This is a genomic window from Geomonas oryzisoli, from assembly GCF_018986915.1.
GTDB lineage: Bacteria > Desulfobacterota > Desulfuromonadia > Geobacterales > Geobacteraceae > Geomonas > Geomonas oryzisoli.
The window spans coordinates 2,529,860-2,553,574 of record NZ_CP076723.1; the positions used below are offsets into that span (position 1 = coordinate 2,529,860).

A 23,715-nucleotide genomic window follows, 5' to 3' on the forward strand; every position below is an offset into this window, starting at 1 on the left:
GCAGACCACGGCACGTTACGCCGGGAGCATGGGCTCCTGCGCAGGACGTACTACGGCCGTAAAGGGGGTGTTAGGCGCGTAACTGCGGGGGAACGAACTTGGAGAGAAAAACTTCGGGTATGAAGGTGAAGCGGTCGAAGCTCTGGAGTGAGGCGAAAACAGGATTGTATGCGAGAGAGAAATGACCGACGCTCAGCGAGACATGGCAAGCGCAGTCACAGCAGAAGTCGCAGTCGTCATGACCGGCGTCCCCCTGCAAGGGGCAGTCGGGGGTGTCGCAGCCCCGGTCGGCGTGGGAATCGACCTGAACGCAGTCAGCGACAGTACCGCAGCGCTCAAAGGCGTGCGCGTTGTCACATGCTCCACCAACAAAGGTGCAGAAGATCACTGCGAGCAGCAGGAAAGAGAAAAATTTGACGGGGAATAACTTACGCATGCACCGGCGAACATAACGAATGAGCACAGAAAGTGTCAAGGTAAAAGGGGCGCATGCTATTCGCCCCTTATTTCAGTATCAAGGTGTGGCTCATGCAGTTTGACCGGTTTGCCGCGCCGCATCCGCAGGTTGAGCATCTCCACCATCACCGAGAAAGCCATGGCGAAATAGATGTATCCCTTGGGAATGTGCATCCCGAAGCCCTCACCGATGAGGGAGACACCGATCAGCAGCAGGAAGCTCAGGGCCAGCATCTTGATGGTGGGATGCCTTTCCACGAACGCACTGATCTTGCCGGAGAAGAGCATCATGAATCCGACGGCGATGACCACGGCGGCAACCATGATGAAGAGCTGGTTGGCCATCCCGATCGCGGTGATGATGGAGTCGAGCGAGAAAACGATATCCAGCAGCAGGATCTGCACGATGACCGCGCCGAAGGTAGCACCGACCTTCGCCGCATGCACCACCTCCTCCCCTTCCAGCTTCTCGTGGATCTCCATGGTGCTCTTCCAAAGCAGGAACAGGCCGCCCGAGATGAGGATCAGATCGCGGCCGGAGATCTCGTTGCCCAGCACGCTGAAGAGAGGCGTGGTGAGCCCCATGAGCCAGGCGAGCGAGAACAGGAGCGCGACGCGGATGAACATCGCCAGTCCCAGGCCGGTCAGCCTCGCCCTCTCCTGCTGGGCGGCGGGCAGTTTGCTCGCCTGGATAGAGATGAAGATGATGTTGTCGATGCCTAGCACGATTTCCAGCGCGCTCAAAGTAACCAGGGCCATCCAGACCTGCGGGTCAGTAAGCCAGTCCATTTAAAGGTTCTCCTTCAATAGTTCAGTAGTAAATATGCCGCCGCACTCGGGTCCCCTCCCCCGGAGGGGGAGGGACAGGGAGGGGGAAAATGCCGGCTATTCCCCCCTCCCAGCCTCCCCCCCTCCGGGGGGAGGAGTGATGGACGAGAGAGGAGCAAGTCGTCATCAGCGCCGTACCGCCATCTGCTCCAGCCGCGCGATGCGCTCTTCCATAGGCGGATGCGTGGAAAACAGCTGCATGACCCCTCCGCCGGTCAAGGGGTTCACGATGAACATATGCGCCGTGGCAGGCCGTGCTTCCTGCATCGGGAGCGCTTGCGAACCCATGTGCAGCTTCCTCAGCGCCGAGGCAAGCGCCAGCGGGCGACCGCAGATCTCGGCGCCGGTGGCGTCGGCCAGGTACTCGCGGGAGCGGGAAACCGCCATCTGGATCAGCATCGCAGCGATGGGCGCGATGATTGCCATAGCCAGCGAACCGACCAGACCGCCGATGCCGCCTCCCTCCTCGTCGTCGCTGCGCCCGCCGCCGAGGATGGCGCCCCACTGCAGCATGTTGCCGATCATGGAAATGGCGCCGGCGAAGGTGGCGGCGATGGTGCCCACCAGGATGTCGCGGTTTTGCACGTGGGCCAGTTCGTGCGCCATCACCCCTTCCAGTTCCTCCGGGGACAGTATGCGCAGGATCCCTTCCGTCGCGGCAACCGCTGCGTGTTCCGGGTTGCGACCAGTGGCGAACGCGTTGGGGCTGTCGGAGGGGATGATGTAGACCTTGGGCATGGGGAGCCCGGCCCGGGCCGCGAGGTTGCCCACCAGGTTGTAGAACATGGGGTGGTCTTGCGGCCCGATCTCCTGGGCGCCGTACATGCTGAGCACGATCTTGTCCGAGAACCAGTAGGAGAAGAAGTTCATGCCCAGGGCGAGGACGAAGGCCATCATCATACCGGAGCGGCCGCCGAGGGCCTGCCCCATGGTCACCATGAGCACGGTGAGAAGAGCTAACAGGAACGTGGTTTTCAGTCTTTGCATAACATTTACCTCTACGAGTGTTGTGTCCCGAAGGACTTGTTTCGGGCCGAGGGTAAATAAAAAGACCTTTACCCTCGGCACATAGTTACCAGGATAAAGGTCTTGTTGACAGGTTAACTGTCCCGGCTCCGGGTCTTGCGACCGTATTGACGAAGTCCGGGTCGGCCTTTTCTGTAGCCGATAACTACTCCCCTTTAACGATTCGAAATATAATTTCTCCTATCAGAGTTGTCAAGGGTAATCGGTAACAGCAAAGGCTGAGTCAAAGGCCAAAACATAAACAAACAGGGATAAAAGGGATAAAAGGGATAACACCACATCCAAAAAGCCTTTGGGGTTTAAAACCAATACAGGTTTAAGCCGTTATCCTTTTTATCCCCTTTATCCCTGTTCAACGGTTTAAGGTTTCCAAAAAAAAACGGCCCCTGCCGAAACAGGGGCCGTTTGTACTGCACTTTCAAGCATTAGTCCATCTTGACGGGTACTTTTGCCTTGAGGACGAACTTGCCGTCCTTGACAACCAGCAGGGACAGCGGGCTCTTGATCGGCTCGCGGTTAGCCTGCATGCTGATGGTGCCGGAAACGCCTTCGAACTTCTTGGTCTGTGCCAGAGCGGTTTTGAAGACTTTCGGGTCAACGCTGTTAGCGCGCTTCATGGAGTCGGCCAGCAGCATCACAGCGTCGTAGCCCTGGGCGTCGAACAGGCCCGGGAGCTCGCCGTTGTGCTTGGCTTTGAACGCCTCGATGAACTTGGCGGTAGCAGGAGCTGCCTGCTCGGTGGAGAAGCCAAGAGCGGACATGGAGCCCTCGACTGCCGGACCGCCCAGCTCGATGAATTTCGGGGAGAACAGGCCGTCGCCGCCGAACATCGGAGCCTTCAGACCCTGTTTGCGGGCCTCTTTCATGATGAGAGCGCCTTCGGTGTAGTAACCGGAGAACAGGATGACGTCCGGCTTCTTGCTCTTGATGTTGGTGATCTGGGCGGAGAAGTCCTTGTCGCCGTCTTTGACTTTCTCATCAGCAACGATCTTGATGGACGGAACCTTGGCGGCTGCGTCGCGGAAGGTCTGGGACAGACCGACGGAGTAGTCGTTGTTGTCGGAGGTCACGATGGCGACTTTCTTGAAGCCGAGGTCTTTGGCGAAGTACTCGATGCAGGCCGGGATGGCGATGGAGTCGAGCAGGGTGTCGCGGAAGATGAAGTCGCCTACTTCGACGACGCCCGGGCCGGTTGCGCCTGCGGAGAGGAGCACAACGCCGGCTTTCTGAGCGATCGGAGCGGCAACCTTGGTGATGCCGGTGGTCGGGTCGCCAACGATGGCGGTGACGTTGTCACGGGAGATGAACTTCTGGGTAACGGAAGCACCTTCCTGCTTGTCGCCGCGGTTGTCGGCTTCGACGATCTCGATCTTCTTGCCCTGCACGCCGCCGGCTGCGTTGATCTCGTCGGCAGCCATCTTCATGCCTTCGAGGGTCGGCTTGCCGAACATGGCCACGTCGCCGGTGAGGGCGCCGAGGAAGCCGATTTTGATGGTGTCGCCGGCGGGTTTCGCCGCCTCGGCGCCAGGGGCCGGGGCCTCTTCTTTCTTCTTGCAGCCGAATGCACCGACTGCGAGCATTGCTACGAGCAGCAGCGCGCTGATCTTCTTAAAGCTCATGCAGACTACCTCCTTGGGGATTGATGTATCACATTGTTAAGTACAGCTCTAGTTCGTCAACAGATATTAATGGTCACTACTCGATTGTCAAGACAGTGGCACTGAATTTCCCCTCTCCGGCTCTGTTCAGGCCGGAGAGAGGAACGTATCTGTCTTAGAAGTTGTACTTGGCGATGAGTTTCATGTCCCACAGGTTGTCTGCGTTGAGAGCTTTGAAGTGGTCGCCCAGGAATACGTAGCCGCCACGTGCGCCGAGGGTCACGTTAGCAGTGAGCTTGTAGTAAGCTTCTGCGTTCAGCTCGGTGCCGATGTACTTGCTTTCGGTGTTGTTGAGGTCCTTGGCAACGGCAGCGAAGCCAGCGTTGGCGCTGGCGGATACCTTGTCGTTGAAGGTGTAGTCGTAGCCGAGGGTGCCCATGATGACGCCTTCGTCGTTGTTGTTCACATCGTAGATGATGGCGTTGTCGATGGTGGTCGCGTACTTGTCGCGGCCCAGCATGATCATTTCGGAGTCATAGAATTGGCCACCTTCGGTGTAGCCGTTGTCGGAGGCCGGTACGTACCAGGCGTTCTTGCCACCGCCAACGTAAATGAACTCGGAGCGGGCGGTGCCGCCTGCCAGCGGCATCTTGGCGCCGATGTTGAGGGCGAAACCTTTGGCATCAACATCGGTGGTGATCTCGCCTGCCTGCTTGGCGGCGAAGGCGGTCACGGAAACCGGACCGAAGTTGCCGGCAGCGTTCAGGCCGAAGGTGTGAACCTTGGCGTCAGGGAACACGGTGTAAGCACCCGGGGTGTGCTGGTCGCGGATGAAGTAGTAAGCTGCACCAACGGAGAGATCCTTGCTGATGTTGTACTTGCCGTCGAGGGAGTACATATCGAAGGTGTTCTTGCCGAGAGTTTCGCCGTTCACGCCGGCGTCAGCGGAGTCGTGGAAACGGAAGTAGCCGGCTGCGATGCTGGCGTTGGAGTAGTCGTGGGAAAGGAGCACACCGGCCATGTCGGCGTCGAACAGGACCCCTTTGAAGGAATCGTTGTACGGCTGCATACCGATCTTGGCGTTGATCTGCGGGTAGTTCAGGTCGAGGTAGATGTGCTTGGTTTCCATGTTGACGGAGTCAGCACCGAGAGCGCCGCCGCCGCCGCGCTTGTCAACGTAGGAGCTGTTGCCCCAGAAGTTGTAGTCGAACTCGAATTTGGTGACGAGTTTGACATGGTCGTCGGCCTTGGCGGTGTAGCCGAGGCGGAAACGCTGAACAAAGTAGTTAGCGGTCGGGGCGTTGTTCTCGAGTCTGCCGCTGCCGGCGAAGTTGCCGGTGTCAAAGAACGTGGTGAATGCGCCGCTGAACTGGTTCTCCAGTGCGAGAGCGGAGCCTGCGGATGCTGCGGTGAGTGCGGTTGCGATGGCTACTACTAACAGCTTCTTGTTGCTTTTTTTCATACTGCCTCCTCGTTGTGTAGTAATTGCATTACAGCTTTTTTTTACAACTGTGTTGCCAGGCTAAACTGAGAAGAAACCTGTCCCCCCTTTCCTTTATTGAAATAAACAAATCGTAGATACAAAAACTGGCCCCTGCTGACGCAGGGGCCAGCAATGAACTACAATATCTGGCTCAAAAACAACTTGGCGCGCTCGTGCGTGGGCGCGGTGAAGAAGTGCTCTGGAGTGCCCTCCTCCACGATGCGACCCGCGTCCATGAATATGACGCGGTCGGCCACCTCGCGCGCGAAGCCCATCTCGTGGGTAACCACGGCCATGGTCATACCGTCCTTGGCGAGATCCTTCATGACGTCGAGCACCTCCCCGATCATCTCAGGGTCGAGGGCGGAGGTCGGCTCGTCGAACAGCATGAGTTTGGGGTCCATGGCGAGAGAACGTGCAATGGCGACGCGCTGCTGCTGCCCGCCGGAGAGTTTGCCCGGATACGACTTCGCTTTCGCGGCAAGACCCACGCGCTCCAGAAGCATCATGGCCTTCTCCTCGGCCTCCTGCTTCGAACGCTTGCGCACCACGATCTGGGCGAGGGTCAGGTTCTCCAGCACGGTCTTGTGCGGGAAGAGGTTGAAGGACTGGAACACCATGCCCACTTCCTCGCGCACCTTGGTGATGTCGGTCTTCGGGTCGTAAAGGTCCATGCCGTCCACGACAATGGTGCCGCGGTCGATCTCCTCGAGCCTGTTGATGGAGCGCAAGAGGGTCGACTTGCCTGAACCGGAAGGCCCGATGATGACCACCTTTTCGCCGTCATAGACGTCCAGCGAAACGCGGTCAAGCGCACGGAACGAACCGTACACCTTGATGATTTCCTTTGCCTCTACCATTTTCCTGCGGCTATTTGTTGACACTGACACGCTCCTCCATTACGCCGATGATCTTCGAGAAGAACAAGGTGATGATCAGGTAGATCAGCGCGATGACCGTGTAGGTCTCAAAATAGGTGAAGGACTCGGAGGCGTACTCACGGCCGCGACGCAGAAGGTCGGCGACGGCGATGATGGAGACCAGCGAGGAGTCCTTCAAAAGGGCGATGAATTCGTTACCCACCGGCGGCAGGATCACCTTCACCGCCTGCGGCAGGATGACGTGAATCATGGTCTGGCGGCCGTTCATCCCCAGGGAGAGCGCAGCCTCGCGCTGGCCCTTGGCGATCGACTCGATCCCGGCGCGCACCACTTCGCCCATGTAAGCGCCATAGCAGACGGCCATGGCGATGATGGCGGAAAGGACGGCCGGAACCTTCACAATGGTGCCCAGTGCGTAGTAGATGTAGAAGATCTGCACCAGCAGCGGGATGCCGCGGATGACCTCCACGTACAGGGAGGCGACGCCGTTGAAGAAGCGGTTCTTGGAGATCCGGCCCAGGCCGGTGATAAGGCCGATGACGATGGCCAGCAGTATCGCCCCGAGGGTCACCTGGAAGGTCACCGCGATGCCGTCGGGAACGAACTTGATGATGTTGAGATACGGGTCCGGCTTGCTCCAGACCAGGTAGGCAATGGTGCCAATGGCGCCAAAGAACGCTATGCGCCAGGCGGTGAACAAGCCCCGGTCGCTTTTACGGGGAATGGCCGCGCCGTCCCCTACATCGATGATCTGCTTTTTTGCTTCAGTACTCATGCTTTCTTGTGACCGTCCCGGGCCGGCGTACCGGCTTTTGTTGATGTGCTGCTGTGCTGCGGGTTTCTGTTTAAAGAAAGCTCCTGCAGAATCGGCGACTACTGTCGGGTAGCGTTCCGTTCTGCAGGAGCTTTGAGGTGTTACTTAAGCTGCCACTTCTTCTTGAGCTGTGCGTCGATCTTCTTTTTCTGAACCGCTGCGATCCCCTTGTTCAGCTGGGCGACCAGGTCCTTGTTCCCCTTCTTGACTACGATGCCGTAGGCCTCTTTGGTGAAGGACTTGCCCACGATCTTGAACTTGGAGCTGTACTCCTTCTTCTGGAGAGCGTAGGTGATGGCGGTCGGCTCGTCGCAGACGACGCCGGCGATGCGGCCGGCAGCCATGTCCTCGAAGGCCAGGCCGACTTCGTCGTAGGTTTTCAGCTCGACGCCGGCAACTTTCTTGACTTCCATGGCGCCGGTGGTGCCGATCTGAGCGCCAACCTTCTTGCCTTTGAGGTCAGCGATCTTGCTGCCCTTCTCAGCCTTGGGCACGACCAGGATCTGGCCGATCTGGACGTACGGGTTGGTGAAATCGTACTTGGCCTGACGCTCCGGGGTGATGGTGACCGAGGAGATGATGGCGTCGTACTGACCCGCCTCAACGCCGGCGAAGATGCCGTCCCAAGCGGTGTTCTTGAAGGTGACCTGCAGGCCGGCCTCTTTGGCGACGGCGGTCATGAAGTCGATGTCGAAGCCAACGATCTTCTTGTTGGCGTCAACGAACTCCATCGGCGGCCAGGTTGCGTCGGACGCGACGGTGATCGCCTTCGGTGCGGCGAAAGCCGCGGAGACAAAACAGAGTCCCAAAGCCAAAACTGCAGTCAGAGTACGAAGTGCTTTCATGCTTCCTCCATAAAATGTCTTTAATATTAAACGGAATACACCATTTAGCTTTCCGCCGCATACTTTTAAAGCTATTCCACCCTCTTGTCAACCACTTATTAATTTGGCGTTGCGCTCGTTTTAAGCTCATGTTAACTTGTCTTACCACAATTTAAGAAATTCAAGGTTTTATGAGGTCAAAATTACTTTGGGATCTGTGAAAAAAATTCGAGCGGGTATACTTCTTTTGATAACGACGTTCTTCTGGGGCGTAACCTTCACTGTGGTGAAGGACGCAATCAGCAAGGTGGACGTATTTATTTTTCTAGCTCAAAGATTTCTAATTGCCGCTGCGATCATGCTGCCCATAGCTTTAACGCGGGTTGACAGAATAAAGATTAGACTATTCACACACGCGTCCATTCTTGGAATTCTTTTATTTGCTTCATACGCCTTCCAGACCGTTGCCCTGAAGTACACCAGCGCATCGAACACCGGCTTTCTCACCGGCCTGAGTGTCTTGTTGGTGCCGCTATTCGGCGCTGCCATTTTCCGACATGCCGTCGCCCCCGGCATCAAGTGGGGAGTTGGTCTTGCCACCCCCGGCTTATTCCTTCTTTGCACTGACGGCAGCCTGAATTTCAATGTAGGTGACATCCTCGGAGCGATCTGCGGAGCCTGCGTCGCACTGCACCTTCTCTACACCAGTCACTTCGCCCGCCACGCCGACAGTGACGTCTACCTGCTCACTACGTTGCAACTATCGGTGGTGGGGCTCTTGAGTCTTGTCTCAGCAGAGGCGCGGGGACAGGAGGTCTTCGTCTGGCACCCGGAACTGCTCTGGACCCTGGTGGTGTGCGTGCTGATAGCCACCATCTTCGCCTTCCTGGTACAGACCACCATGCAGAAGTGGATCAGTCCCGCCCACACGGCCCTCATCTTCTGCACCGAACCCGTTTTTGCCGCCGTGTACGCCTACTACGCGGCAGGGGAGAGGCTGGGCGCCCTCAGCTTATTGGGAGCGGTGCTTATCCTTGCGGGAATGGTGGTTTCCGAATTGCTACCCGATGGCGCCGACAGCGAAGCGACCGTGACTGTCGCCGCCGAAGGGTGACGGCAAGTTATCCGTTGACACCGGTTTCTCCTTATAATATTTTTTTCGACCTAGCCATACCGGCACACGCACAAAGGGGCGCACTTTCCCGCGCCAAAGGGGACGCAATGATAAACACAGGACACCACAGCGAGCTCAAGCACCATTTCGCCAGCGACAACTACGCAGGGATCTGCGCAGAGGCGTGGCAGGCGATGGCGGAGGCTAACAGCGGGCTGGCGAGTTCCTACGGCGACGACCGCTGGACAGCCCTGGCGTGTGAGAAGATCCGCGAGCTTTTCGAGACGGATTGCGAGGTTTTCTTCGTCTTCAACGGTACTGCGGCAAACTCGCTGGCGCTGGCATCGTTGTGCCAGTCCTATCACTCCATCGTCTGCCACGAAATGGCGCACATAGAGACAGACGAGTGCGGCGCCTCCGAATTCTTTTCCAACGGTACCAAGGTGCTTCTGGTCCCCGGTGAGAACGGCAAGATCAACCTCGACGCCGTCGAGCACACCATCACCAAACGCAGCGATATCCACTATCCCAAGGCGCGCGCCCTGAGCATCACCCAGGCGACGGAGCTCGGCACGCTGTACTCAGTATCGGAACTGCAGGCGATCGGGGAACTGGCGAAACGGTTCGACTTGCGCGTGCATATGGACGGCGCGCGTTTCGCCAATGCGGTCGCGGCCCTGAACGTCGCGCCCAAGGAGATCAGTTGGCAGGCCGGCGTCGACGTCCTCACGTTCGGCGGGACCAAGAACGGGTTTGCTGTCGGTGAAGCCGTGGTGTTCTTCAACAAGGAGTTGGCCTACGAGTTCGACTACCGCTGCAAGCAAGCCGGCCAGTTGGCCTCCAAGATGCGCTTTCTTACCGCACCCTGGATTGGAATGCTGGAGAGCGGCGCCTGGCTCAGGAACGCCGCGCACGCGAACAGCTGCGCACGTCTGTTGGCAAACGAGATCAAGAAGATACCGCAGGTCCGCATCATGTTCGAAAGCCAGGCCAACTCCGTCTTCCTGGAAATGGCACCCGAAGCGCTGGAAGATTTAAGGGCTCGCGGCTGGCACTTCTACACCTTCATCGGCTCGGGCGGCGCCCGCTTCATGTGCTCCTGGGACACCAAGGTCGAGGAGGTCGCCAACCTGGTGGCCGACATCAAGGCAGTCGTGTAGAAGGGACTGTCTAGCGGAACGCCCCTTTCAGCTCAGCCACCTTCCTCAAACGACTCGGAAACGGGGCGCTGAGTATATTCCCAGCGCCCCGTTCGTGTTACCCCCGCCACCTAGATTGCCGGAGCTCCAACGCCCCCTTAACGGATCAACCTGCAACCTCGCCAACAAGCCTGCAACTTCAAGGCTCCAAATTGTCACTTCAACGCTCCAAGTGCAACTTACAGGCTCCAAATTGACACTTCAACGCTCCAAGTGAAACTTCAACGCTCCAAGTGAAACTTTCAGGCTCCAAAATTGACACTCCAACGCTCTAAGTGAAATTTCCATGCTCCAAGTTACAACTTCAAGGGTCGAACCTGCAACTTCGCCCCCAAAAGGACATTCGGACTCCCTTTATCTCCACTCCATATCCAGTTGGTGCGCGGCGGTGAAGTAACTCCGGTAGCCTTGCAGCACGATAAGATAAGCGGTAATGGCAACGGCACCGGTGATGGCGCACATGATGGCGACCTGGTAACGGACGGCAACCATCGGCTCGGTGCCGGAGAGGATCTGCCCGGTCATCATCCCGGGAAGAGAAACGATACCCATGGCCGCCATGGTATTGGCGGTCGGCATGATGGCGGCACGGAAGGCGTTCCGTAGCGCAGGTTTCGCGGCCTGTCGAGCACTTGCCCCCAAACAGAGTGCGGTTTCTATCTCCTCGCGCCGCTCCCGCATCTCCGCTCCCAGGCGCTCGGCAGCAAGGCTCGCGCCGTTCATGGAGTTGCCGATGATCATACCCGCCAACGGAATCAGGTAACGGGGATCGTACCAGGGGGAATAGTGTACCACCAGCGAGCAGAAGACGAAGGTAACGCCTCCGCAACCGATCAAGAGAGCCGTCCCCACCACCTGGTAGAAACGCGGCATCTTCCGCTTGATGCGGGAACCGATCACCTGCAGCGAAAAGCCCCCCATGACCAGCAGGATGGCCAACACCGGCAAGGGGTGCTGGACGGCAAAGATGAAATGAAGCAGATAGCCCACCGCCAACAGTTGGAACACCATCCGCAGCGAAGCCCAAAACATCTGCCCTTCCTGGCCGATGCGCTTCAGTTTCGCAAGCCCGATCGCGAGCAGCACCAGGCTGTAAGCCACCACGAGATCGAGGATACCCAGATTCACTAAACCCTGATTATCCATCTACCCCTCCTGCCCTGAAGGCTCCGACAGGAACGTCTTCAGCTCTCTGGTCGCCGGGTGAGTCAGCAACTCGGCAGCCCTCCCCTGCTCCAGAATCCTGCCTGCTTCCAGGTAGAAGCAGTAATCGGCAACCTTTTCCGTCAGGCGCAGGTCATGAGTCACCATGATCATGGTGAGGTTCCTGCCGTGGCAGATCTCGCGCAGGGTTGCGGTTAGTTCGTCTGAAGTCCTGCGGTCCAGCGCGCTGGTCGGTTCGTCCAAAAGTAGCACCTGGGGCTTGGTTATCAGAGCCCGGGCCACGCCCACCCGCTGCTGCTGCCCCAGCGACAGGGAGCGTGAGTCCCGTTCCAATAGGTCCCGGTCCAGCCGCGCCAGTGTCAGCACCTCGGTTACCTCCGTGCTTTGTGCTGCGGGAGGATCCTGGTGCCGGTAGCGGAATGGCATCTGCAGGTTGTCGAGCACCGTCCCTTCGAACATGAACGGCTTCTGCGGCACCAGCGCCACCATGCGGCGCAACTTAAGCGGATCCATGGTGGCGATGTCAGTGCCCCCGATAGTGATCCGCCCTTCGCTTGGATCCGTGAGCCGGTTGATCAGGCGGATCAGCGTACTCTTGCCGCCCCCGGACGGCCCGATAATGGCAGTTATCTCCCCCGCCTTGGCAGAGAAGGAAATGCCGTCCAGCAACTCGACGGCCGCCCCATCAGCACTGCGTCCTAAAAAGGAAACTGTGTCGACGGTGACCATGTCTGTATGGGGTCCACTCAAAGCTTAACCTCTCCGTCTTTCTCACCCGATTGAAGCGAGCTCCAGCCTCCCGCCCCAACGCAGCATCAACTCTCCACGCAGCCTTTCATGACCCGACTGGTTCAGTTCCGGATCCTTCTCGACCAGGGCAAAGGCATCCTTTCTTGCCTGCTCCAAGACGCCGCCGTCGCGCAGGATGTCGGCGACGCGCAACTCCGGCATGCCAGCCTGACGGGTGCCCAGAAAATCACCGGGACCTCTGATTTGCAGATCGGCCTCGGCGATAACGAAGCCGTCGGAGCTTTTCACCATCACCTCCAGCCGCTTCTGACCATCCTCCGAGAGCTTGTCGCCCGCCAGCAGGAGACAGCGGGAACGTTCGCTGCCGCGCCCTACCCTGCCGCGCAACTGGTGCAACTGCGAGAGCCCGAAACGCTCGGCGTGCTCGATCACCATCACCGTCGCATTAGGGACGTCGATGCCCACCTCGATGACGGTGGTCGATACCAGGATATCGGTGTCACCCGCCTTGAATCCCTTCATGACCGCTTCCTTCTCGGCGGCGCTCATCCTGCCGTGCAATACGGCCACGCACAGGTCCGGGAACACGTCCTGGGCCAGATGCTCGGCCATCTGCACCGCGGCCTTCAGGTCGATCTTCTCGGACTCCTCGACCAGCGGATAGATTACGTAGGCCTGCCTCCCCTTACCCACCTCCTCGCGCACCAGCGAGTAGACCTCGAGGCGGCGGGACTCGCGCACCATGCGGGTTTCGATGGGCGTCCGCCCCGGCGGCAGTTCGTCGATCACTGACAAAGAGAGATCGCCAAAAACGGTCATGGAAAGGGTCCGCGGAATCGGGGTCGCCGTCATGACCAGGATGTCCGGGTTACTTCCCTTCTTCTTCAGGAGCGCGCGCTGCACAACGCCGAAGCGGTGCTGCTCGTCGATGATCCCCAGCCCCAGTCGGTGGAATTCGACCTTGTCCTGGATCATGGCGTGGGTACCGACCACGATGCGGGTCTCACCGGAGGCGATCCTCTCCAGTGTGTCGTTCTTACCCTTGATGCTGGCGGTGAGAAGCGCCACCGTGATGCCGAGCTTTTCGCAGTAGCCGTGGATGTTCAGATAGTGCTGCTCTGCCAGCAGTTCCGTCGGGGCCATGATGGCGACCTGATAGTCATTCTCCACGCAGATGAGCGCGGCCATGAGGGCCACCAGCGTCTTCCCGCAGCCGACGTCCCCCTGCACCAGACGGTGCATCGGGTGCGGCGCGATCATGTCCTCCTTAATCTCGGAGAGGACGCGCTTCTGTGCGCCGGTCAGGCTGAAAGGAAGTAGCTTCAGCAGTTCCTTGGTGTAGCGATGGGTAACGTGGAAGCTGATGCCGTCCTCGAGCGCAATGCCGCGCTTTTTCATGGCGAGCCCCAGTTGCAGGAAGAACAGCTCGTCAAAGGCAAGTGAACGGTGTGCCGCGGAGCGCCCGCTGTTGAGATCGGCGATCGAACAGGAAGGATCGGGCTGGTGCGCTTCCCTGAGCGCAACCGGGAGGCTCAAGAGGCGGTGCCGATGTAAAAGCTCCTCCGGGAGCGCCTCCTTCACGTAGCGGCTGTAGCGGGGCACGGTGTCGCGCATGATGCGGCGCATCACCTTCTGGCTCACTCCCTCGGTCAGCGGGTACACGGGAAGAATCCGGCCGAAGTTTTCAGGATCGCGCGCCATGACCTCTTCGATCCCCTCCCCCTCGCCGGCCCATTCCACCTCGGGGTGGTGCATCTCGCGCTGGAAGCCGAACTGGGCGACATCCCCGATGAAGATGCCGCGCCTACCGGCATAGAATTGCTTCTTGAGGAAGTTGGGATGGAAGTTGAACCACTTGAGCGGCAGGCTGCCGCTTTCGTCCCTGACGATGGCCTCGAAGTAGCGCCGTCCGCCCTTGGTGACCTGCGCCTCGGCGGAGACCACGGTAGCGAAGAACGCCTCGGAGTTGCCCGGTCGCAGTTCCGATATGCGCTTCAGCTGGCGCCGGTCCTCGTAGCGGTTTGGGAGGATGTAGAGCGCATCCTCGACCGTTGTGATCCCCTTTTTGGCGAATATCTCGGCGAGCTTGGGCCCCACCCCCTTGATGACGGTCATCGGGGTCTTCAGTTCCTCGGGGACGGCAACGACGTTGGCTGATGCGGGCTTAACAGTTGTAACAGGCTTGGCGGGTTTAGAAGGGACGTGTCTGGAAACGCGGAGGGCGCCGTCGACAACCTCGACGCTGACCTGGTCGCCGGGAGCGAGCTGCAGGGATTCCCTGAGCTGTTCCGGAAGCTTGAGCGACCCGTCTGGCGCGAGCGTTATGATCGGCATGGGAGGAAAAGAAAGGCGCCCGGAGCTAGCTCCGGGCGCCGGTCGTGGTTATTCGAAGATCTTGTTGAGGTCGGCGACGATGTCGTCCACGCTGATGCCGTGGGCGGCGCAGCCCTGCTCGAGGGACTCGTTCTGAGCACCCATGCAGCCGATGCAGCCGAGGTTGTATTTAGCGAGCACCTTGACGACGTCCGGGTGCATCCTCATCACTGCGGCAAAAGTCATGTCCTTGGTTACCTGAGCCATGTAAATCCTCCTGGTCACGCGCTGGCGCGCATGTTGGTTGTGGTGCGAAACGTGGGTGCTGCTGTTATTCGTAGCGAATCTCGATGATCTCGTATTCCTTCATACCGGAAGGAACACTGACGCGGACGGTGTCGTCCAGCTTGTGCCCGATCAGCGCCTTGCCCACCGGCGAGGTGCAGGAGATCTTGCCCAGCTTGATGTCGGCCTCGTCCTCACCGACGATTTTGTAGGTGATCTCTTCTTCGGTCGCGGTGTCGTACACGGTGATGGTGGCGCCAAAGACCACCTTGTCCGGCTTCAGGTTGGAGAGGTCGACCACGTAGGCCCTCGCCAGTTTGTCCTGCAGCTCCAGTATGCGCCCCTCGATGAAACCCTGACGGTTCTTGGCCGCATCGTACTCCGCATTTTCGGAAAGGTCGCCGTGCGCCCTGGCCTCTGCAATATCCTGGATCACCTTGGGGCGTTCTTCCTTAATCAGGCGTTTAAGGTCCTCCTGGAGGGCCTCGTAACTCTCCTTGGTCAATGGAACTGTCTGAGACATCGCTATTTGCTCCTTGATGAACTTATAGGGGGGCCTGGAGGCCCCCCGCTGTGCTGCATGTGCTGGATTTGGAAAGGGAGCGCCTTGTGCGGCGCTCCCCGGTCGGTTACTTCAGATATTCCTGGATGGACTTCACTTCCAGCTTGGACTGTGCCGTGGCAATGATGCCGTCGACCGCTGCCCGTGCCCCCGATGCCGTCGTGTAGTAGGCGACGTTGTTGATCAGGGTGTTCCTGCGAATCGAGTAGGAATCCGCCACTGCCTGGGCGCCGTGGGTGGTATTGATCACCATGCAGATCTCGTTGTTCTTGATCGCATCCACGATGTGGGGACGCCCTTCGAGCACCTTGTTGATCACCTGGACGGGAATTCCCTTTTCCTGCAGGTAGGTTGCCGTACCGCGCGTGGCGACCAATTCGAAGCCCTGATCATACAGTCTTTTTGCCGCGCTGACAATATGTTTTTTGTCCAAGTCTTTCACTGATATGAAGACTTTACCGGTTGTCGGCAGCTTCACGTTGGCACCCATCTGGGCCTTCGCGTAAGCCTTGGCAAAGGTCTCGCCGATACCCATGACTTCGCCGGTCGACTTCATTTCGGGCCCGAGGATGGTGTCGACGCCCGGGAACTTGGCGAAGGGGAACACCGACTCTTTCACCGAAATGTGCTCGGGGATGATCTCCTCGGTGACGCCCAGTTCGGTAAGGGTCTTGCCGGCCATGACGCGGGCCGCGATCTTCGCCAGCGGCCTGCCGGTCGCCTTGGAAACGAAGGGCGAGGTGCGGGAAGCGCGCGGATTCACCTCGATGATGTAGATCTGGTTGTCCTTGACGGCGTACTGGACGTTCATCAAGCCCTTCACGTTCAGCTCCAGCGCCATCACCTTGGTCTGGCGTCTGATTTCCTCGACGATCTCCGGGGTGATAGAGTACGGCGGCAGCGAGCAGGCAGAGTCGCCGGAATGGATGCCCGCTTCCTCGATATGCTCCATGATGCCGCCGATGACTGCGATGTTGCCGTCGCACAGCGCGTCCACGTCGATCTCGATCGCCTCGTCGAGGAACTTGTCGATAAGGATCGGGTGCTCAGGCGAAGCCTGCACCGCGGTGTGCATGTAACGGCGCAGGTTGTCCACGTCGTACACGATTTCCATGGCGCGGCCGCCCAGGACGTAGGAAGGACGGACGACGACCGGGTAGCCGATGCGATCGGCGACGGCCTCAGCCTCCTCGAAGGAGCGGGCGGTGCCGTTCTCAGGCTGGCGCAGGTTCAGCTTCTGCAGCATCTCCTGGAAGCGCTCGCGGTCCTCGGCGCGGTCGATGGCATCGGGCGAGGTGCCGATGATGGGCACGCCCGCCTTCTCCAGGGCGACAGCGAGTTTCAGCGGGGTCTGGCCGCCGAACTGCACGATGACGCCGGTCGGCTTCTCCACGTCAACGATGTTCAGTACGTCCTCGAAGGTGAGCGGCTCGAAGTAGAGACGGTCCGAGGTATCGTAGTCGGTGGAGACGGTCTCCGGGTTGCAGTTGACCATGATGGTCTCGTAGCCGTCCTCGGAGAGGGCGAACACGCCGTGCACGCAGCAGTAGTCGAACTCGATCCCCTGGCCGATGCGGTTGGGTCCGCCGCCCAGGATGATGATCTTCTTGCGGTCGGTCGGCTCCGCCTCGCATTCCTCCTCGTAGGTCGAGTAGAGGTACGGGGTGTGGGCCACGAACTCGGCGGCGCAGGTGTCGACCCGCTTGAAGACGGGCTTGACGCCGTTGGCCAGACGCAGTTCGCGCACTTCGCCTTCGGTGATCTTCCAGAGCTGGGCCAGGTACTTATCGGAGAAGCCGTAGCGCTTGGCGTCCCAGAGGGTGTCGCGCAGCACTTCGCCGCCAGCCTTGAGGTCGGCCTCTTTCAGGCACTCCTCCATCTCGATGATCTGGCGGATATTGTGCAGGAACCAGGGATCGATGGCGGTCAGGGCGTAGATCTCCTCCACGGTCATGCCGCAGCGAAAGGCGTCGCCCACGTACCAGAGACGGTCGCAGTTGGGGGTTCTGAGCTTATCGAGGAGCAGGTTGCGCTCCTTCTCGGTGAGCGCGCGGCGGGTGTCGCCGCCCACGCCGAAGAAGCGGGACTCGAAGCCGCAGGAGCCGATCTCCAGGGAGCGGAGCGCCTTCTGGAAGCTTTCCTTGAAGGTACGGCCGATGGACATGACCTCGCCCACCGACTTCATCTGGGTGGTGAGGGTCGCGTCGGCTGCCGGGAACTTCTCGAAGGTGAAGCGCGGGATCTTGGTGACCACGTAATCGATGGTCGGCTCGAAGCAGGCCGGCGTCTCCTTGGTGATATCGTTGGTGATCTCGTCCAGGGTGTAGCCGACGGCGAGTTTGGCGGCGATCTTCGCGATCGGGAAGCCGGTCGCCTTGGAGGCAAGCGCCGAGGAGCGGGAGACGCGCGGGTTCATCTCGATGACGATGAGGCGGCCGTTCTTCGGGTTGATGCCGAACTGGATGTTGGAGCCGCCGGTGTCGACGCCGATCTCGCGGATGATCTTCAAGGAGGCGTCGCGCAGGATCTGGTACTCCTTGTCGGTCAGGGTCTGCGCCGGTGCCACGGTGATGGAGTCGCCGGTGTGCACGCCCATGGCGTCGAAGTTCTCGATGGAGCAGATGATGACGACGTTGTCGGCCGTGTCGCGCATGACCTCGAGCTCGTACTCCTTCCAGCCGATCAGGGACTCCTCGACCAGGATCTCGTCGGTCGGGGATGCCTCGATGCCGGCCATGGACATGCGTTCGTACTCTTCCATGTTGTAGGCAATGCCGCCGCCGGTGCCGCCCAGGGTAAAGGAGGGACGGATGATGGCCGGGAAGCCGACGTGCTTGATCACATCCATGGACTCCTGGTAGTTGTGCGCCAGACCAGACCTCGGGATATCGAGGCCGATCCTCACCATCGCCTCCTTGAACAGGGTGCGGTCCTCAGCCTTCTTGATGGCTGGGAGCTTCGCGCCGATCAGTTCCACCCCGAACTTCTCCAGGGTGCCGTTCTCGGCCACCGCGACCGCCGTGTTGAGAGCGGTCTGGCCGCCCAGGGTCGGAAGCACCGCGTCCGGGCGCTCCTTCTCGATGATCCTGGCCAGTACCTCCGGGGTCACCGGCTCGATGTAGGTAGCGTCGGCGAAGTCCGGGTCGGTCATGATGGTAGCCGGGTTGGAGTTCAGGAGGACGACCTGGTATCCCTCCTCCTTGAGCGCCTTGCAGGCCTGGGTGCCGGAGTAGTCGAACTCGCACGCCTGGCCGATGACGATCGGGCCCGCGCCGATGATGAGGATCTTCTTGATGTCTGTGCGTTTAGGCATTTAAATCTCCCTCTTAATCTAAAAACGTTCAACGTTCAACGTTCAACGTTCTGCGTTATGTCACTTCGAATGTAGGTCAGCGCCGCTTGTGCCAACAGACCGGGGCAAGATTGGTTTTAACGTCGAACGTTGAACGTTGAACGGGGTTCACTCCGGTTCTTCCTGCACCCAGCCGTTTTCCAGCTCCAGCTCTTCCAGCGCCTCGACTGCCTCGGCGTACTCTTCGCTGGTGATCCTTCTTTCTATCCCGGGCGTCTGCGCCGCCGCGTGGGCGGGGAAATACTGGCTCATCAAGGCGATGTGCGTTTCCGTCCCCAGGTTCTCCGCGATCCAGGCCAGCGTCTCGGGAGTCCCCGCCTGCCCCAGCGGCAACACCAGGTGGCGCACGATCAGGCCGTGTACAGCGATGCCGTCCTCGTCACATTCCAGATGCCCCACCTGCCTGAGCATCTCGGGCAGGGCCCGCCGGTTCACCTCGGTGTAACCCTTGGCGCCGGAGAGCTTTACAGCTACTTCATTGCAGCAGTACTTCATGTCCGGCAGGTAGATGTCCACAACTCCGTCCAGCAGGGCCAAAGTTTCCAGGCTCTCGTAGCCGCTCGTGTTCCACACGATCGGAATCCGGAAGCCCTTGCGTATGGCAAGGTAGAGCGCAGCCAGGATCTGCGGCGTGAAGTGGGTCGGCGTGACGAAGTTTATGTTGTGCACGCCCTTCTTCTGCAGCCCCACCATCTTGTCGGCCAACTGCCCCACGTTCAGGTCGGTGCCGTTTCTCAACTGACTGATCGGGAAGTTCTGGCAGAACTTGCAGTTCAGCGTGCAGCCCGACAGGAAGATGGTGCCGGAGCCTTTGGTGCCGGAGATGGGCGGCTCCTCGCCGCGGTGCACGTTGGCCGAGGCGATGCGCACCTCTTTGCCGCTTTCGCACAGCCCCGTCTCTCCCTGCAGGCGGTTCACACCGCAGGCATGGGGACAGAGGTCGCAGGCGGCCAGGCGGGCGTAGGCCATCTTGATGCGCCGGGACAGCTCGCCGTTTTCATAAAGCTCTAAATATTTCATCAACCTACTGCAGCTTCCTTCAACTAGTGACCAAACCTCTTCCCCCTCCCTAACCCTCCCCCTCCGGGGGAGGGGACTGTTGCGCGGGCGTCAGCTGTTCCTCCACCTGAGGGACGGGAACTGCTGCGCAGGCGTCCACTACTCCTCCCCCCGGAGGGGGGAGGCTGGGAGGGGGGGAAAGTTTTACTATGCCTTATGCTTCTCCATCATCTCCACGAACCTGTTGAACAGGTAGTGCGAGTCGTGCGGCCCGGGGGACGCCTCGGGGTGATGCTGCACCGAGAAGATGGGGAGCGTCTTGTGCGCCATTCCCTCGACGGTCTGGTCGTTCAGGTTCTCGTGAGCGAGACCGGCCACGTTGGAGAGCGACAGGATGTCGACAGAGAAGCCGTGGTTCTGGGCGGTGATCTCCACCTTCTTGGTGGCGATGTCCATGACCGGCAGGTTGGAGCCGTGGTTGCCGAACTTCAGCTTGATGGTGCGGCCGCCCAGGGCAAGGCCCAGGAGCTGGTGCCCGAGGCAGATGCCGAAGATCGGCTTCTTGCCCACGAACTTCTTGATGTTCTCGATGACTTCCTTCATCGGCTCCGGGTCGCCCGGGCCGTTGGAGAGGAAGATGCCGTCCGGGTTCATGGCGAGAGCCGATTCGGCCGGGAACGTGGCCGGGACGACGGTCACGTCGCAGCCGGCGGAAACCAGGCAGCGCAGGATGTTCAGCTTGATGCCGAAGTCGTAGGCGACCACCTTGTACTTGAGATCCCTCTTGTCGACTTCCGGGTAGCCGGTCTGCAGGTCCCACAGCCCCTGGGTCCAGTGATAGGGGGCGGAGCAGGTGACGCCGGTGGCGAGGTCCAGGCCGCTCATGGACGGGATGGCGCGTGCCTTTTTCACCAGGCTCTCCGGATCGAAGTCGATGGTGGAGATGATGCCGTTCTGGGCGCCCTTGTCGCGCAGGTGCCGGGTCAGGGCGCGGGTGTCTATCCCCTGGATGCCCACGACGCCGTTCTCTTTCAGGTAAGCGTCCAGGCTCATGGTGGCGCGGTAGTTGGAGTAGCAGTCGAGGTACTCCCGGACGATGAAGCCGGAGAGGTAGAGCTGGTTGCTCTCGATGTCCTCCGGGTTTATCCCGGTGTTCCCGATCTGGGTGTAGGTCATGGTCACCATCTGCCCCTTGTACGAGGGGTCGGTGAGCACTTCCTGGTAGCCCGACATGGCGGTGTTGAACACCACCTCGCCGCTGGTTTCGCCCGTTGCGCCGAAGGCCTTCCCTTTGAAAATCCGGCCGTCCGCCAGAGCAAGCACTGCTTTCATGTATCTTCTCCCGAATCCGTTATATTTCTGCCGCGCGTCACGCGCGTATCACTCTCTCGTTACCAATGCCCGGCGTTACGTTCCCGCCCCCGGAGGGGGAGGGACAGGGAGGGGGAGCGAAGCGTCTCGTTACAAGCATCCCCCACCCGACCTCCCCCCTCCAGGGGGAGGAGTACTACGCCTGGTACACCACCTGCCCCTTGACGACGGTGTACACCGCCTTCCCTTTCATCTTCCACCCCAGGAACGGCGAGTTCTTCGACTTCGACTCCAGCTTGGCCGCCTCGACCTGCCACTCCTTGGCCGGGTCGATGACCGTTACGTCGCCGACCGCTCCGACCCTCAGGGTGCCGCGGTCGACCCCAAGGATCTTCGCGGGGTTGCACGACATCACCGAAACCAGACCTTTAAGATCGAGAACCCCTTCCTCGACCAGCTTCAGCGACAACGACAGGGAGGTTTCCAGGCCGACGATGCCGTTCAGCGCAACGTTGAACTCGACGTCCTTCTCGTCCGGGTGGTGCGGAGCGTGGTCGGTGGCGATGGCGTCGATGGTGCCGTCGGCGAGGCCCGCTTTCATGGCCGCCACGTCAGACTCGCCTCTAAGCGGCGGGTTCATCTTGGCGTTGGTGTTGTAGCCGCGCACCGCGTCGTCGGTAAGCGTAAAGTAGTGCGGCGCTGTCTCGCAGGTCACCTTGACGCCGCGGGCTTTCGCGTTGCGGATGATGCGCGCGGAACCGGCGGTGGAGATGTGGGCGATGTGCACCGGCGCGGCGGCGAACTCGGCGAGGTAGACCTCGCGGGCCACCGCGATATTTTCGGCCGCCCAGGGAATCCCCTTCAGGCCGAGCTCGGTAGCTACGAACCCTTCGTTCATCACCCCTTCACCTACCAGGGCGAGGTCCTCGGAGTGGGAGATTACGGTGATGCCGATCCCCTTGGCGTACTCGAGGGCGCGGCGCATCAGTTCAGAGTTGCACACCGGCTTGCCGTCGTCGGAGACCGCGACGCAGCCGGCCTCTTTCAGGTCGCCCATTTCCGCGAGGCTGTCCCCCTTGCTCCCCTTGGTGATGGAGCCGATCGGGAAGACGTTGACCAGGGCCTCGCTCTTCGCCTTGTTGACCACGTAGCTGGCGACTGCCTTGTTGTCGATGACGGGCGAGGTGTTCGGCATGCAGGCGACCGAGGTGAAACCGCCTGCCGCAGCGGAGCGGCTCCCGGTGGCGATGTCTTCCTTGTACTCGAGGCCCGGATCGCGCAGGTGCACGTGCATGTCGATCAGGCCCGGGGTGACCAGGAGCCCGGAGGCGTCGATGGTCTGGGTCCCTTCCGGCGCCGCGATTCCCTGCCCCAGTTCGAGGACCACACCGTCGGCAATCAGCACATCCATGGTTTCGTCGATCCCCTGCGAAGGATCGATCACTCGCCCACCTTTTATCAGAAGATTCATCTCTAACCCCTCCTAAAACCCGTTAAAAGGTTCAACGTTCAACGTTCAAGTTGCCGTCCTGCCTGTGGCATCTGACGTGGAACGGCTTGTTCACTGCAGGATTTACTCGGGTCCAGCGTCCAACCAAAGCGATGAGGTTAACATCGAACGTTGAACGTTGAACGGCCTCTCGTTACTCCACCGGCTCTCCGCCGCAGACGTGGTACAGCATGGCCATCCTGACCGCCACGCCGTTCTCGACCTGCTTCAGGATTGCGGACTGGTCACAGTCGGCCACGCTGGAGGCGAGCTCGACACCGCGGTTGATCGGGCCGGGGTGCATGACGATGGCATCTTTCTTGGCCAGGGCCAGCACGGCGGGGTTGAGGCCGAAGTAGCGGGAGTACTCACGCATGCTCGGGAGCAGGGTCTTGCCCTGGCGCTCCAGCTGGATCCTGAGCATCATGACCACGTCGGCCTGGTCCACAGCTTCGCGCATGTCCTTGCAGACGGTGACGTTGCCCAAACGCTCGACACCGGGGGGCATCATGGTCGGCGGGCCGGCCAAAAAGACCTGGGCGCCCATGGTGGTGAGGCCGTAGATGTTGGAGCGGGCCACGCGGCTGTGGGTGATGTCGCCGACGATGGCGACCTTCAGGCCGGCCAGTTTACCGAACTTCTGGCGCATGGTGAGCATGTCGAGGAGCCCCTGGGAGGGGTGCTCGTGGGCGCCGTCACCGGCGTTGATCACGGAGCAGGAGACGCGCTTGGCAAGGTACTCGTGAGCGCCGGACACCGAGTGGCGCATGACGATGATATCGGGCTTCATGGCGAGGATGTTGGCGGCGGTGTCGGAGAGGGTCTCACCCTTGACCACGGAACTGGTCGACGCGGTGATGTTGACGGCGTCGGCGGATAACCGCTTGGCAGCGATCTCGAAGGAGGTACGGGTCCTGGTGGAGGCCTCGTAGAAAAGGTTGATCACCGTCTTGCCGCGCAGAGTCGGCACTTTCTTGATGTCCCGCTGGTTGATCTCGCTTAGGTTGTCCGCCGTGTCGAGGAGCAGTTCGATCTCCTCTTTGGTCAGATCCTTCAGGGCGATGATGTCTTTGTGCCTGAAACCCATGGTCCCCCCCCAGAAACTAGTTTTGCGCCACGCACCGTTACGTGGCACGTTGAAAACGATCAGAGAATCACATGCACAGCTCCCTCCCCCCTTGCGGGGGAGGGTTAGGGTGGGGGGGAAGGCGCCATCAGCGTAACAGTTGGCAGCTTCGCCCACCCCCCTGCCCCCTCCCGTCAAGGG

20 protein-coding genes are annotated in these 23,715 nt (G+C 60.1%); 2 read left to right on the forward strand and 18 right to left on the reverse strand.

Annotated elements, in window-relative coordinates; genetic code table 11:
• Positions 1–70: 70 nt before the first annotated feature.
• From KP004_RS11090 to KP004_RS11125, 8 genes are all read right to left on the reverse strand, one after another.
• Positions 71–436, reverse strand: a complete 366-nt coding sequence (locus KP004_RS11090; RefSeq protein ID WP_216798610.1) for a hypothetical protein — start codon at positions 434–436, stop codon at positions 71–73.
• A 56-nt stretch (positions 437–492) separates the two neighbouring features.
• Positions 493–1,245: a TerC family protein gene (locus tag KP004_RS11095; protein WP_216798611.1), complete on the reverse strand. Its 753-nt coding sequence runs from the start codon at positions 1,243–1,245 to the stop codon at positions 493–495.
• 165 nt (positions 1,246–1,410) lie between these two features.
• Positions 1,411–2,271 (reverse strand): zinc metalloprotease HtpX, encoded by an 861-nt coding sequence (gene htpX, locus KP004_RS11100; RefSeq protein WP_216798612.1) that lies wholly within the window; start codon positions 2,269–2,271, stop codon positions 1,411–1,413.
• A gap of 464 nt (positions 2,272–2,735) precedes the next feature.
• On the reverse strand, positions 2,736–3,929 hold the full coding sequence (locus tag KP004_RS11105) for an ABC transporter substrate-binding protein (RefSeq protein ID WP_216798613.1): 1,194 nt from the start codon (positions 3,927–3,929) through the stop codon (positions 2,736–2,738).
• A 154-nt stretch (positions 3,930–4,083) separates the two neighbouring features.
• On the reverse strand, positions 4,084–5,370 hold the full coding sequence (locus KP004_RS11110) for a porin (RefSeq protein WP_216798614.1): 1,287 nt from the start codon (positions 5,368–5,370) through the stop codon (positions 4,084–4,086).
• A gap of 158 nt (positions 5,371–5,528) precedes the next feature.
• On the reverse strand, positions 5,529–6,251 hold the full coding sequence (locus tag KP004_RS11115; protein WP_216798615.1) for an amino acid ABC transporter ATP-binding protein: 723 nt from the start codon (positions 6,249–6,251) through the stop codon (positions 5,529–5,531).
• Between the two features lie 10 nt (positions 6,252–6,261).
• The gene (locus KP004_RS11120; protein WP_216798616.1) at positions 6,262–7,047 is read right to left on the reverse strand and encodes an amino acid ABC transporter permease; all 786 of its coding nucleotides are present in this window, start codon (positions 7,045–7,047) and stop codon (positions 6,262–6,264) included.
• Positions 7,048–7,187: 140 nt separating this feature from the next.
• The gene (locus KP004_RS11125) at positions 7,188–7,931 is read right to left on the reverse strand and encodes a basic amino acid ABC transporter substrate-binding protein (RefSeq protein WP_216798617.1); all 744 of its coding nucleotides are present in this window, start codon (positions 7,929–7,931) and stop codon (positions 7,188–7,190) included.
• A 265-nt stretch (positions 7,932–8,196) separates the two neighbouring features.
• Between KP004_RS11125 and KP004_RS11130 the strand changes: the two genes are divergently transcribed.
• Entirely contained in the window at positions 8,197–9,024 is an 828-nt protein-coding gene (locus KP004_RS11130) for a DMT family transporter (RefSeq protein ID WP_239027043.1), read from the forward strand.
• Between the two features lie 107 nt (positions 9,025–9,131).
• Positions 9,132–10,184 (forward strand): threonine aldolase family protein, encoded by a 1,053-nt coding sequence (locus KP004_RS11135; protein ID WP_216798619.1) that lies wholly within the window; start codon positions 9,132–9,134, stop codon positions 10,182–10,184.
• Positions 10,185–10,577: 393 nt separating this feature from the next.
• Here the strand turns inward: KP004_RS11135 and KP004_RS11140 are convergent, their stop codons facing one another.
• The 10 genes from KP004_RS11140 to KP004_RS11185 all read right to left on the reverse strand — a co-directional run bounded on the left by KP004_RS11140 (position 10,578) and on the right by KP004_RS11185 (position 23,535).
• Entirely contained in the window at positions 10,578–11,369 is a 792-nt protein-coding gene (locus tag KP004_RS11140) for an ABC transporter permease (RefSeq protein ID WP_216798620.1), read from the reverse strand.
• The gene (locus KP004_RS11145; protein WP_216798621.1) at positions 11,370–12,137 is read right to left on the reverse strand and encodes an ABC transporter ATP-binding protein; all 768 of its coding nucleotides are present in this window, start codon (positions 12,135–12,137) and stop codon (positions 11,370–11,372) included.
• A gap of 21 nt (positions 12,138–12,158) precedes the next feature.
• Positions 12,159–14,471, reverse strand: coding sequence for an ATP-dependent DNA helicase RecG (gene recG, locus KP004_RS11150; RefSeq protein ID WP_216798622.1), 2,313 nt, complete (start codon positions 14,469–14,471; stop codon positions 12,159–12,161).
• 48 nt (positions 14,472–14,519) lie between these two features.
• A complete protein-coding gene (locus KP004_RS11155) occupies positions 14,520–14,717 on the reverse strand; it encodes a DUF1858 domain-containing protein (protein ID WP_183346418.1) in 198 nt (65 codons plus the stop codon).
• Positions 14,718–14,781: 64 nt separating this feature from the next.
• Positions 14,782–15,258: a transcription elongation factor GreA gene (gene greA, locus KP004_RS11160; protein ID WP_199388510.1), complete on the reverse strand. Its 477-nt coding sequence runs from the start codon at positions 15,256–15,258 to the stop codon at positions 14,782–14,784.
• Between the two features lie 106 nt (positions 15,259–15,364).
• Positions 15,365–18,610: a carbamoyl-phosphate synthase large subunit gene (gene carB / locus KP004_RS11165; protein WP_216798623.1), complete on the reverse strand. Its 3,246-nt coding sequence runs from the start codon at positions 18,608–18,610 to the stop codon at positions 15,365–15,367.
• 147 nt (positions 18,611–18,757) lie between these two features.
• On the reverse strand, positions 18,758–19,669 hold the full coding sequence (locus KP004_RS11170; protein WP_216798624.1) for a radical SAM protein: 912 nt from the start codon (positions 19,667–19,669) through the stop codon (positions 18,758–18,760).
• Between the two features lie 186 nt (positions 19,670–19,855).
• Positions 19,856–20,980: a glutamine-hydrolyzing carbamoyl-phosphate synthase small subunit gene (carA, locus tag KP004_RS11175; RefSeq protein WP_216798625.1), complete on the reverse strand. Its 1,125-nt coding sequence runs from the start codon at positions 20,978–20,980 to the stop codon at positions 19,856–19,858.
• A gap of 175 nt (positions 20,981–21,155) precedes the next feature.
• The gene (locus tag KP004_RS11180) at positions 21,156–22,430 is read right to left on the reverse strand and encodes a dihydroorotase (protein ID WP_216798626.1); all 1,275 of its coding nucleotides are present in this window, start codon (positions 22,428–22,430) and stop codon (positions 21,156–21,158) included.
• Positions 22,431–22,602: 172 nt separating this feature from the next.
• On the reverse strand, positions 22,603–23,535 hold the full coding sequence (locus tag KP004_RS11185) for an aspartate carbamoyltransferase catalytic subunit (RefSeq protein WP_216798627.1): 933 nt from the start codon (positions 23,533–23,535) through the stop codon (positions 22,603–22,605).
• Positions 23,536–23,715 lie beyond the last annotated feature (180 nt).

What these genes read in the sequence shown, in the direction of transcription:
- KP004_RS11170 (WP_216798624.1), bottom strand. Translation starts at nt 19,669, where the DNA reads ATGAAATATTTAGAGCTTTATGAAAACGGCGAGCTGTCCCGGCGCATC.
- carB (WP_216798623.1), bottom strand. Translation starts at nt 18,610, where the DNA reads ATGCCTAAACGCACAGACATCAAGAAGATCCTCATCATCGGCGCGGGC.
- KP004_RS11185 (WP_216798627.1), bottom strand. Translation starts at nt 23,535, where the DNA reads ATGGGTTTCAGGCACAAAGACATCATCGCCCTGAAGGATCTGACCAAA.
- KP004_RS11110 (WP_216798614.1), bottom strand. Translation starts at nt 5,370, where the DNA reads ATGAAAAAAAGCAACAAGAAGCTGTTAGTAGTAGCCATCGCAACCGCA.
- KP004_RS11140 (WP_216798620.1), bottom strand. Translation starts at nt 11,369, where the DNA reads ATGGATAATCAGGGTTTAGTGAATCTGGGTATCCTCGATCTCGTGGTG.
- KP004_RS11155 (WP_183346418.1), bottom strand. Translation starts at nt 14,717, where the DNA reads ATGGCTCAGGTAACCAAGGACATGACTTTTGCCGCAGTGATGAGGATG.
- KP004_RS11095 (WP_216798611.1), bottom strand. Translation starts at nt 1,245, where the DNA reads ATGGACTGGCTTACTGACCCGCAGGTCTGGATGGCCCTGGTTACTTTG.
- KP004_RS11120 (WP_216798616.1), bottom strand. Translation starts at nt 7,047, where the DNA reads ATGAGTACTGAAGCAAAAAAGCAGATCATCGATGTAGGGGACGGCGCG.
- carA (WP_216798625.1), bottom strand. Translation starts at nt 20,980, where the DNA reads ATGAAAGCAGTGCTTGCTCTGGCGGACGGCCGGATTTTCAAAGGGAAG.
- greA (WP_199388510.1), bottom strand. Translation starts at nt 15,258, where the DNA reads ATGTCTCAGACAGTTCCATTGACCAAGGAGAGTTACGAGGCCCTCCAG.
- KP004_RS11125 (WP_216798617.1), bottom strand. Translation starts at nt 7,931, where the DNA reads ATGAAAGCACTTCGTACTCTGACTGCAGTTTTGGCTTTGGGACTCTGT.
- KP004_RS11115 (WP_216798615.1), bottom strand. Translation starts at nt 6,251, where the DNA reads ATGGTAGAGGCAAAGGAAATCATCAAGGTGTACGGTTCGTTCCGTGCG.
- KP004_RS11090 (WP_216798610.1), bottom strand. Translation starts at nt 436, where the DNA reads ATGCGTAAGTTATTCCCCGTCAAATTTTTCTCTTTCCTGCTGCTCGCA.
- KP004_RS11135 (WP_216798619.1), top strand. Translation starts at nt 9,132, where the DNA reads ATGATAAACACAGGACACCACAGCGAGCTCAAGCACCATTTCGCCAGC.
- htpX (WP_216798612.1), bottom strand. Translation starts at nt 2,271, where the DNA reads ATGCAAAGACTGAAAACCACGTTCCTGTTAGCTCTTCTCACCGTGCTC.
- recG (WP_216798622.1), bottom strand. Translation starts at nt 14,471, where the DNA reads ATGCCGATCATAACGCTCGCGCCAGACGGGTCGCTCAAGCTTCCGGAA.
- KP004_RS11105 (WP_216798613.1), bottom strand. Translation starts at nt 3,929, where the DNA reads ATGAGCTTTAAGAAGATCAGCGCGCTGCTGCTCGTAGCAATGCTCGCA.
- KP004_RS11180 (WP_216798626.1), bottom strand. Translation starts at nt 22,430, where the DNA reads ATGAATCTTCTGATAAAAGGTGGGCGAGTGATCGATCCTTCGCAGGGG.